Here is a 12006-nt window from a genome sequence, read left to right as displayed (position 1 = left end):
AATAGCCGCGCAAGTTAGTGCCTGGCAAAATCAAAGAAATAATAAAATCTGTAAAATAAATTGGCAGTTCACAAATAAAGAAGCACGAGTGAAATTGAAAAGACTTTATCCGTCAATTGAGAATTAACATAACACTAGTATAAAGGTACTAATTTTTAGAATTAATCCCAAATAGTAGGATCGCTATATAGTTTAGAAAAAGCACAAGTAGATTTAAATTAAATTCCAGTAATTTTATCTTCAGCTAATTGACTTTCAATATCTATTATCACAGAGGATAGCTTTTTTTCGATTTCACATTCCCATACAATGATAACTTTCCACCCAAGTTTTAATAAACTTACCTGATTTACAATATCGCGATCGATATTCTTGGTAAGTTTTTGCTGCCAAAAGGCAGAGTTGGTATTCGGAACCCGTCCTTCATTACAATTCTTATGATAGTGCCAGAAACAACCGTGAACGAAAATGGCTGTTTTATATTTAGGTAATATTATATCAGGTTTTCCTGGCAGGTATTTGCCGTGTATGCGATATCTGTACCCTTTTGCAAAAAGCGCCTTTCTTAGTAAAATCTCCGGTTTCGTGTTCTTTGATTGGATTTTACTCATCACCTCACTACGCTTTTCTTTTGACCAGATATCCATTTATCTAACCCGTAATTAATTTTAATTTATTGATAAAATCTCTTAAGGTCTTTGCTACAGCTGCCGCCAAAGGAACAGGTACTCCATTACCTATCATTTTGAATTTTTTTGATAATTGGCCTTTTGTAGATAATACATATGAATCGTCAACCCCTTGTATTCGCAATGCCTCTCTAACGGATAGTCTTCGATTATAGTAGGGATGCAAATGCACTTCATTGTTACCATAACAAGCAGTGGGACTATACTTAAAACGGTGAAGTCTTTTAAATGAAGGGCGGTTTGTCTCACCTTCTTTTATTTGTTTGAACCTTTCTTTGTCACCTGTTAGATTAAAATATTCATCGGCATTCGGAATATTTTGCTCTTCGTTGTACGGGACTAGGCAAGAGTCCAAACAGAGTTGCAAGGGAATATCATTTGATTTTGATACCGAATTTCCAAAAGCGTTTGGCTGCGGCCATTTGTAATAAGTCTGTGGATTTTGATATATGGCATTTTCTCTAAATGGAAACCATTGACCTTTGATATTCAGCTTAATGGAATCCAACTGAAATTGTTTTTTATTGAGACCAATAACAAATATTCTTTCGCGAGACTGAGGCACTCCAAATTCCAAGCTATTTAAAACATCCCAATCAATTAAATAATCGTCTGCCATTGCTTTAAGTAGCTCAAAAAAGTGCTTGCCATGCTTTTTAACCTTTATTAAGCCAGTTACATTTTCCATCACAAAAAATGACGGTTGTAATTCAAGTACTTTATATAAATATGTATCAGTCAATGATCCTCGATCTCCTTTAAACCCATTGAGATTTCCATTAATACTGAAATCCTGACATGGAGGTCCCCCAATCATTCCAAAAACGTCTGGTTTTTCACCGCCAAAGGCTTCATCGATTACTGTTTCCTGTGTTACGTCTTTTATTGAATAGTTATTGGATATAGTGCATTTAATTTCGTTATTTATTGCTTCCTTATTTTTTTTCCACGATGTAATGCCCTCACTATAGAACGTTGAAAATGATGGCTCAATCTCATTAGTCCAAACAATTGAGAACCCGGCTATTTCAAATCCCATATCTAGAAAGCCACCGCCCGAGAAACATGATAAAATGGGTATCTTACTATTGATCATAAATTGTTGTAGTCCTTGTAACTGAATAAACATTCTCACTGGCTTCTTTCTTCACGTTGAAAATAGCAATGGTGTTATTGATATTTTCATTAAAATACTGGAGGTTTTCTGCAATAAAACCCATAACCGAAATACTCCTTTCCGGCAAATCAATGAATACCGTTACATTCCCGTTGAGATACTTAACCACTTTTGATATTCTTCCAGAAATGTCATTAAATGAGTCATTTATCTTTAAATATTCTAAAAAATAGCTGCATGCCGGCCTATAGAGGCAGTATTTGCAATTTTCAACAGATGGATTAGCAGAGAATATTGAATTGTTGATGCTATTATTGGTTGCCTTTAATAACTCCCTGGCCTCGTCAAAAATTGTCTTGCATTCATGGCTGGTAAAGTCAACAGTAAATTTTTGTTTTGCCAAATCAACCAAACTCAAACGGACAGGATATTTGCCTGTTTTTTCAAAATATAAGTAAGCGTATAATTTTAACTGTTCTTTGTATTCATTTTTTATATTCGAAAAAACATCCCCTTCGTCGTCTAATACATCGTGGGTAATTCCTCCGGTTTTGAAATCAATAATTTCTGTCTCAAATCCTTCCTCGATTATCAGATCAATTTTCCCGCCGATTGATTTATCTGCTGATTCGAACCATTTTTCAGAATCGATCTTGATACTTCTAGCTGACCCTGTTCGTATGACACGATTTTTCAAATGCTTCTTTAATAGAATCTTTTTCATTCCAAAATCCTTTACGTTCTTTTGAAGGGGAACAAAGAAGGGGTAACCTAGCTGTTTCAAAGTTTCTTCCTGGAATTTTACTTGTTCATTAAATTGAAAATCAAATTCTTCTTCACTAGACACTGTGCCTTTTGAAATCAACTCAAGCATTTTATGCATGACTATTCCCAAATATGCGGTTGGTGAAATAGGCAACAGAGGTTTCTTCTCGAAAGCTTCTGCCAGAATGGATTTGTAGGCACAATTTTTCATGGAATAAAATTGGCTTGGGGAAATTCTGTTGATTTGCCTGTAATTTATTTTTCCAATTCTATTCATCATCTGTTAACTAACTTTTCGTAGCACCATCCAGGCCTGCGATGTAAATTGAAAGTGTCAATGATACTGATAGTACCGCCTCTGCTACTACTATATTCATCAATTTCAGCTTTTACTTCAGCCAACCAATTTGCCTCGCGGATATTTCTTAAATCCCAGAAAGGATGAACGATCATTATCACATTTGCTTGATTTCTTCCGAACGTAATCACAGGTAATCGGTTAATTTCAGCCAAATCTGTAAAACTAAAGCTCTGGGCGAAGCTGTTTCTTAATTCAGTCGCAAATTCAAGCCAAGTATTCAGTTCAATATAGTGACTGAAATTGCCGTCTGCCCCGCATGTATAACTCGCGTCGCTCATGACTCTGATCATAGCTAAGCCTAATCTCCAGTCCAACAAACTGTGATAATTCATGTTCCTGTAAACTTTCAGGCAATCGTAGCAAGCATCACTGCACCTGTCTTGATGTGTTTGTGTATGAATCTTACCCAAATAGTCAGTTGCATCAGGCGGATTTATTGCTTCGGCAAGAATGTTCTGAAAATTATTATATAAATACCGCACAAACCCAGAGCCGTTAGGTAATTCATCTGTTAAGATAATTTCAGCGATTTTCCGATCTGTTCCATCGTCAAGGGTTTTCATAGAAATATCCGCAATTTCAATTTCCGCAGGATCAACATCGAGTTTATCTGCCAAAATCCTTTGAAATAAGAATGCTGCTGAATAATATCCTGAACGCACACCGTTAGATTGTGCCTTAATATGCGGTGGATCGGTTTCCCTTGAAAACATATTCAGGTCCAATTCCAAGGAAACGCTTGCAGGTGCTATTCTAAAAATCTCGGTCTTTTTATTGGCTGCCAAAGCAATATTTTCATCTTGACCGACTGTGCCATTCTGAACGAACATTGAATAACCGTTTGACTCAGAATTAACGGCGAAATCATTGACTAACCACTGTTCATTAAACCAATATCCATTACCTTGGTTAAAAGGGAATCTATTATTTGTGCTGTAAAGTCTTCCCGTGAAATAGCGATCAGAGTTCGTGTTAACCCTCCAAGTAACATCTTTGTCACTTATAGTCAGGTTAGCATTGTTTATGATTTGATGTTGATCTGGATTATCCGGATCATTTATCTTTTCTGCAAAAATTGGTGGTCTTGACAAAAGAAACTCTGAATCATCTTTTGAATCGCTACCGATAGAAAGATTAGTTCTATATGCTCTCGGAGATTTCAATTTTACTGGTCTTTGGTATTTATCGGGATTAACTTCACCGCAATTGGGGCAATCGTCAAACTGACTTTGGGTATCCAATTCAATTTTCATTTCCTCTGAATAGGTTTCAAAAAAGCCACACGCCCTGCAACGTACAAACCAGCGGTTCATTGAGAAGGGAAGCTGATTGCCCGTTCTTACGTTGGTAACAGTCTCAATTCCACGTATTCTTGTACTTATTATGTCGCTTGTAAAACCTATCACTTGGTGTATTGCTTTGTCCTTTGTTTTTTGGGCGCCGGGAGCAAACTCATAGATTGCCATTGATTGCGCTCTGTCTATAGAAAGTGGATCTAGATTTTTTTTAATGCCATGGTATAGATTTCTTATTGTGGTGGGCATTCCGAACATTGGCAATACCCCGCCTTCTGCCAGTTTTTCTGACACGTCTGTAGTTGATATTTCCTCGTTGTTTATAACACTCTGGGCCTTTCCCATCAGGCCGTTCATATCTCGTGTATCTGTTATCCAGGTAACAAAATCATTCTTCTTAGTCAGCAAAGCAGGTGTTATTAATGCGTCAACTGTTTCTTCTATTTTGGTAACGTTATTGTTAATCCAATGGATAATTTGTTCTTTGTATTCAAGCCAATTTACCTGTACGTCGCCTATACTTCCAAATTCACCATGAACACTTGATTTTTCGTCGTTTCTAATGTCAATGTTCTCGTACTTGTATGCCTTTCTGAAAATTTCCTTTGCAAGCAAACGTTTAAAGATCCTTTCCTGATTCATCGTAAGGAACGGAGTTGGCGGCGAATCACCTGTTATCTTGTGAGGATTTGAAAAATAGAACTCATCATGACTTCTACCCCTGCAAAAAGTTAATATTACAGAGTAAGCCTGACCCCTGCGACCCGCACGTCCGACCCGTTGCTGATAATTAAACCTTTGTGGAGGCATGTTACCCAACATTACCGCTTGCAAGGCCCCGATGTCAACGCCCACTTCAAGAGTAGTCGTTACGCTTAACAAATCAATTGCCTTTACTTGTCTTTCACCCTCGTCTGGAAGGATAATATTTCGGAAATGCCTTTGCCTCTCAAATTGGTCGTCCGTCTGGCCAGTTAATTCTTCACAGTGTAAACGTATTGGCGGTCGCTTCTCTTTTATAGCATTGTACGATAAATAATTATTTCCCCATATGTCATCGCAAATGCCATCATTGTCAGTCTGTAATGGTGTAACTGAATAAGTGCAAATGCCTCCGCTAAGATGCAGGTGTGGCCTGCTTGCGCGCGGACTTGTCCAAACATAGTCAGTTGATCTTGCAACTTTAATGAAGAGATTTTCAACTTGAATTCCTGTATCTCCGGTCAATAAACCGCCTGTATTGAGTGTTGTAAACACAGCATCTCCCAGTTCATGTTCTTGTTTTGAAAAGCGGAGAGCGACTGCGCGGATATATTTTTTTACTTGGCCGGGGAGTTCATTATATGTCGTGAGGTTAAAAGGGTTCGGGTCGTCGACTTTATTATGTTTGTATTTATCTCCTAAAATTCGAATGGTTGAATTGACAATTTGTAAAAACACCTCCGGTGAAAGTACAACCGCACGTGCTTGGTCAGTAATTACCGGCAAAACCGGATTGATGCTTACATAACCTAATGCTGACGATTCAAAAGAATAAAAAAGTGATCCAAAGAACATAGAAGCTAGGTTGGTCAGTGTTCCGTCCCTCATTTCTGCAATGAACTCATCACTAATGCCCGCTTTCCATTCCTCCCTGTCAAAGTCAATTAATTCATACCACGGGACAAATCTGCCTGCTAATGGTTTGGATTGTAACGAAAGATCATTACCGCCTGGATTAATTCCTAGATCAACAAACTTTCTAATAAGTGGTGCGAGATTTACTGAATTTGTAATGTGGACCAATTCCCTCACATTTATCAGCAAGGAACGATACTCGTTTAACCTAATAGATGCGTCCTCTTTCTCGCGCTGCTTGACTGTATTTTGCCCAAGGTAATTTGATTTGTCAAACAGATCTTCCACCTCGTCATAAATTATTGGCGCTTTTTCCCGAAGTTCTATTTGTCGCTCTTCATCACTACTATCCAAGGCCGTTATGATATGGAAGCGTAACATCAAATTGGTGTGAAGTTCGTCAACCAAAATTTCACGTAACAAATCTGTAAAATGGTTTCTTTCGATGCCGTTTGCGACCTGGGCAGCATCTTCACGGCTGTCTGAAAAGACAACCAGTTTTCGTTGGGCTTCGTTATCGGGCAATTGATACATTAATTCCTTTGCGAATATCTGTGTCGTTTTAGCAAAACCTGTTCTAAAGCCCCTAATGGGTGTGAATTTTCTTTTGGGTGTATCTTGTCTTCGCTTTTGATTATTCAATCCACAGCATGGGCAAACATTTGGAAGAGCCCGGTGCGTTTCTACATCATTAATATTTCCATTAGCATCAGGAAAAGCGACATCCCTGTCCGATCCATTTGGAGTAACTGTAAAATAATATCCTTTTATCCAATTAGTGTCCGAGTTTGCTTTTTCGTGCGTAAAGTCAATATCACCTGAAATGCAATTAATTGACGCTTCAATCCAATTGGCTTCATAGTCCCCTTGGTTGTGGCCATTGACGGTTGTCTGCCTCCAATAATTCGCTGGAATACCATGCTCTCGATCGTGCCTGATAAATTCCTGGTTGCCAATCGGCCAAAAGACAGCAAATTCCTGAAAACTTCTTTTTTCTAACAGTTTCGCAGGTGTTTTTTCGGGTATTCCTTCGATGTTGGGACTGATTGGAAGCAATTCAAAAGAATGATTGCCTGATTCATTTCTAGTAATCAATCTACTTCCCCCAAATAGGGTTGTTCCGCAATTATCACAATAAAGTAGCTCTAAGACCCTGTTTCCGCTTCTGGAGGTGATTCTTGTAGTGGAAAATAATTCCCCCGCTGTTCGTTCACCATCCAGATAGGTGGTGCTGCTGACGTCATCTGCCTTTATGGATGCCCAGATTCCCTCTATATTTCTAAAAAAATAATGAAATCTGAACCTTGGCAATTTTCGGTCGTTAGGAATTGCCGAAGCAATTAGTTGAAACTGAGGTTCGTCAAGTATTGCTCTTGTTATAAGGAGACCTCTTAGGGCATTTTGCAAATCTTCTCTTAACTGAGTATGTTCAAAAATTGTTTCTGCAAAATACTTTCCTGATGCATCATCCCCTGCTGCTTTTATTGAACAAACCGCTTTATAGTCAGCACAAGGTGAGTACAATCTTTCTTTCAATTGAAGGGCTGGATCTGTAATCACGGAAAGCAGTTTTTCAAGTCCATTTCCTTGTCGTCCAATTCCGAATTCTATGCCAATATTTGTAGCAGCGGCCTCGCAGGCTGCAATAAAGCTTGCATTTGAAATATTTCCTTTCGCTAGTGAAAATTGTTCTGCAACTTCTTTAAAAGGTCTAACCGGAAGTTTCTTTCCGCCTTCAGGAAAGGGGACAACAAGATTGTTTTTGCCTTCAATTAATTTAAATTTTGTATCAAAATGTGCTTTACTGATTCCAAAAAAGTCACAAACAAAATTTTTGCTGTCTTCGTCGCCAACTTCAAGCGATGCACTAGATGCTAGAATGCGCAACTGGGGATGATGGGGATCCAATCCTATACGGTTAAGTACAAGTTTTAGTAGATAGGCTACTTCCGTCCCCTGCGTACCTCTATATAAATGTAATTCGTCAATAATTAGGTGGAATATCCTGTTCCTTTTAGCATCCTGTCTTTCTGTTTCAATTAGGTCTTCACAAGCCAGCCATTGTCTCGTTTCTTCAAAAATTCCAGAGTCAACATCCCGCATTAACATAATACTCAGCATAGAATAGTTTGTAATGAGAATATCAGGAGGTGCAACTTGCATATCAAACCGGGTTCTCATTTCGGAGCCGTCAAGACGTTGAAAAAAGGATTTTAACTCCTTCGCCTCAGCTGCGGTTTTATTCTCCGCTTGTATATATTGTTCAACTTTGTCTGAAGCCTTTTCAATTTGTCGTAGCACTTCTGTTAGTCGATCAACCTTTTTCTTATTGATTACCGTCCTGTCCTCTACTATCTTCTTCAATTCACCGGCAACAGGAGAACTACCATTATATCGGCCAAAATATATCGAGTTGCCGTTCGCATTCGTATTTAGCCACTGCCTTGTATCATCCGAATCCAGAGCCTTTCTCAACCTGCTCATTTGATCTTCAACCAAAGCGTTCATTGGATAAAGAATCAGCGCTCTTACGCCTGATTTTCGTTTTTCATGCTGGCGCTGCCTGGCGGCATCACTCAGCGTAAAGTTTGCTGTATCAACAATTTGAGCAGTTGTAAGTCCTCCTTGTACCCGTTCTTTCCACCAAATATTAACTGTTGTGGGTTTTGGATGTGGACGTTGCCAACCAACAAGCTCTTTTGCAAGCTGCGCAAACAGAGGTAGTAAAAAGGATTCTGTCTTACCTGAACCGGTTCCAGAAGTGATAATGCAATTATTGCCTTCCAACGCCAATCTCAACATCTCTGCTTGATGAGAGTGCATTTTTATGTCTTCAGGGAATAATCCGGTCTTTACCAGTGCCTTAAAAATAGTTGCTTCTTGAATATTTAATTTATTGCCTAAATCTTCCAGGGTTAAATCATCAATACGCTTATCGCTTGTAATATAATCGGGTAAGGGCTCAATCCAAGGCTTACGATAAAGGACTTTATCATAATTAAGAAGATTATACCGCTCACGTTCAACACCATCGAACCTGGTACCAAACGCGGTTTCCACATACCGTATGAAGTTTTCTTTTATAATTTCAAACGAACCTATTGGATCTTTCATACTGATTATAGATTAAATTCTATTGTTGTCTGCTTTAGCTTATCAAACAAATTTTTAATAAATGGACTGGGAATATTATCGTAAATTCGATATGCTTTAGAATCTATTTTTAGGTAGACAGGCGCGATTCCGCTTAGCAGCATAATAGATTCAGCAAGTAATCGTGGTAACGGCAATTCAAACGGAATAGCAACCTTGTGCTTTTTCACATCATATAATATAACTTGTTTGTTAAAGTGTTTAAGCGCTAAATACTTTCCCCAATTTTTATCAATTAAGTAGCATTTTTGATCCTTCCATAGCTTGTTATAGTAAGTGTACTCATTTAATTTATATTCAACCAATGAAAAGGATTTGTCAAATGTTTCCCCTGAACTCCTTTCATAAGTTAAGCTAGCTGGATTAAAAATTTTTCGTGCCCAGTCATAATCATCTTCGTTTGTTTCATTGTTATCTATAAGATCTCGCTCATATTCATCTATGTCGGCTGCAAACAATTGCATACCCACTTGTATTAGATCGTTTGGGTTGAAATTAATGCCTAACTCTTCTGCAAAGGCTTTAATGTTTCTTTCACCAAAGTTTTCGGAGCGACCTCCATAAGCCTTGACAGTAATTGCATCAGGAAGTAATAGATGCCGGTTTAGGGATGATTGTTTCGTAATTTCAACCTGTAAGTGATGTTTGGGTGCGATTTCTAACATAGTATTGACAAATGCAGAATCGCGTCCCCCAATCAATAACACCCGCCTGCCTTTTGCAGCAGGAATAAAGATTAGCTGTGGTGGATTTACAACAATTTCTTTTGATTCATAATCATAATCGAGGTAGCCCAAATAATCATACATATTTAGTGCGCCCCTTTTAATCTTCGAATAATTTATATTGGACTCTTGTATTCTGTCGTCTAAATTTTTCGAGTGTAAAAATTCAAAGGCCTCGTAAAATTCTTCCGTTGAGCTCGTATTTCTATAAGTCAGAAACGACAAGAGGATGTTACCTTCCTGATTTATATATTTTGGGACGGTGAGATCTTCATTTGTATCTTCAAAGATATTTATAAAAAATTGTCTGTAGGACTCTTGCCGTCTTAAATTGATGCCAATAGTATTACTGCCGATAGAGTATTGTTGCAACTCCTTACTCGATTTTCTACCAAATGCATCTCTTTTGGGGAGATTAATACCATCAACTTTTCTAGCAGAATGATCAGTGCATATTATCGAGTAAGCTATGTCGTTTCCTGAAAAATGCTCATTCTCGACTTTTATATGAAAATCAACATTTGAGACAATTTCTTCTGGCAATCCCCAACGATTATTAGATGTTTGCTTTTTTTCTAAGAATATTTTTTCGTTATGGTTGCGGTATTGCATATAAACAATTTCATTGCCATCTGAATTTGAGATTTCCACGTCAGGTAAGAAATCATTTGTAAAACTTCTATGTGTTATTCTAAGGGCGCGTAATAATTGGATTGTTTTTCCGGATAAAATAGTTAGGACTGGTATCCCTTCAAAGCTAATAGATGGATTTAGAAAGCTGAAAAGAGAATAATCCTCCGGTAGTCCTTCTAAATTATCGATCAGAGAAAATGTTCCTTGTTTAAAATGATCTCCCCAATTTTCGATTTTCTCTTTCACCTCATTCCTGCAAAGCAAATACATACGATCAGTTTTAGATAGTGTTTCTGTCTCAATCCAGTAGTCGGCACTTAACTGATAAATGCCCGCGCTTATAAACAGCCGGACATCCTTTTTGGGAAACCGGGCTATCCATTTGTTGAAATCATCCTTCAAATCAAACGGGTCCAAACTTGATTTTGTCGGCAGATCAAAAACTTTTGAAAAACCTTTACCAATGTTCAAAACTTCAATATCTCCAAATTTTAAATCTTCCGGGTAATCATTGAAGGAATGCATTCGAAATGAAAATTGTATTTGACCCCTGTTGGAAAACAGTTTAAATTGTAATAATAGCGGTGATATCGTATAACTTCTTTTTCTTTTTTCAATCGCGCCATTTTCAATGAATTCATGGGATTCTCCAGTCCATTTTGAATATTCTCTTTTAACCAGTTGAATAATGGATTGACCTAACTCATTTGAGCCGCTCTTTTTGATAAGTTCTAAAACGGCATGAGTCAAGCCAAGTTTACTAGGCCCGTATCGCAAAAGGCATTGTTGCATTTCCGTGTCTGAATATGATGAATTAGGTATCATGCCCGATTCAAAAAATAATTCGGGAAGCCTTTTTATTGAAGCTGGCGAGAAAATGCATTGAGAAAAAGGTTTCCCGACATATTTATAATTTGCACTATACTTACCTAATGAGAAAAATCCGAGGTCTCCATTCATGGTAAGAATGGACCACTCCTCCAAATCGTTCCACAGCGGTTCTAAATCCTGAAGGCTATTTATCCTTTGATTTATTAAATTGGCTTTCAGAAATGCACTAAGGCGTCCATAGTAATTTCTTGCGTGAAGTTCAAAGATCTCTTCAGTGAGGGGAATTATAAAAAAGATTAAGTATCCAATGTAGAAAGGGGAAGTTACTGCGATGCCATCAATAAATTTAGGTCTGGGCTTTTTCCAAAACTCATATGTATAGGTCGCCTTATCAATAAGTGTTGGTAAATTTGATGAGCCAGGCATACCTGATTTAATAGCCGCTATAAAGTCACTCCAGATTTCTTCATCATTAACTCGAAGTTCAGTCTTCCCTTTTCCTATTAATATAACGTCCTTTTTGGTTATATATAAACAAATATCATCCCCTGATTTTTCAGGTGTAAAGAAATAGTCGGCAATACAATTATTCCACTCAAGGTATTTCATTAAGTACGGATTCAGTTAATAGGCGGGAACAATTTAAACAAAAAGTTTAATGTTGAGTCAAGCATTGATACCCAACAGTATCGGGGTAAAATATTTCCTGCTAAGAACTTAACCACCTGCTGTAGATTGTTATTGAACTTTTAAATCCTAATACCATGACCAAGCCTGAACAGCAAGGTTCTTGAATATAAGATTTGGCGCATTATAAAAA

The 12006-nt window shown here is 37.7% G+C and carries 5 protein-coding genes and 1 pseudogene; 1 reads left to right on the top strand and 5 read right to left on the bottom strand.

The window, feature by feature from the left end; all coding sequences use genetic code 11:
- Window positions 1-127: pseudogene (locus Q8M41_RS05645) on the top strand (IS630 family transposase); the annotation flags it as partial.
- A 91-nt stretch (window positions 128-218) separates the two neighbouring features.
- Here the strand turns inward: Q8M41_RS05645 and Q8M41_RS05640 are convergent.
- From Q8M41_RS05640 to Q8M41_RS05620, 5 genes are read right to left on the bottom strand one after another with little or no spacing between them, the layout of a single operon-like run.
- Window positions 219-647, bottom strand: coding sequence for a very short patch repair endonuclease (locus Q8M41_RS05640; RefSeq protein ID WP_305364274.1), 429 nt, complete (start codon window positions 645-647; stop codon window positions 219-221).
- A gap of 4 nt (window positions 648-651) precedes the next feature.
- Entirely contained in the window at window positions 652-1785 is a 1134-nt protein-coding gene (locus Q8M41_RS05635; RefSeq protein ID WP_305364273.1) for a DNA cytosine methyltransferase, read from the bottom strand.
- Window positions 1775-2851 carry a PD-(D/E)XK nuclease family protein gene (locus Q8M41_RS05630; RefSeq protein ID WP_305364272.1) on the bottom strand — a complete coding sequence of 359 codons (1077 nt, stop codon included), beginning with the start codon at window positions 2849-2851 and terminating at the stop codon, window positions 1775-1777. Before Q8M41_RS05630 ends, Q8M41_RS05635 begins: the two co-directional genes overlap by 11 nt.
- Window positions 2848-8958, bottom strand: a complete 6111-nt coding sequence (locus Q8M41_RS05625; protein ID WP_305364271.1) for a DEAD/DEAH box helicase — start codon at window positions 8956-8958, stop codon at window positions 2848-2850. Before Q8M41_RS05625 ends, Q8M41_RS05630 begins: the two co-directional genes overlap by 4 nt.
- 5 nt (window positions 8959-8963) lie before the next feature.
- Complete coding sequence (locus Q8M41_RS05620; protein WP_305364270.1) at window positions 8964-11795, bottom strand: hypothetical protein; 2832 nt, start codon at window positions 11793-11795, stop codon at window positions 8964-8966.
- Between the last annotated feature and the right edge of the window lie 211 nt (window positions 11796-12006).

Origin of the sequence: Daejeonella sp. (genome assembly GCF_030684675.1) — a bacterium.
Classification (GTDB): Bacteria; Bacteroidota; Bacteroidia; order Sphingobacteriales; family Sphingobacteriaceae; genus Daejeonella.
This window is presented reverse-complemented; position numbering and strand designations above follow the sequence as displayed.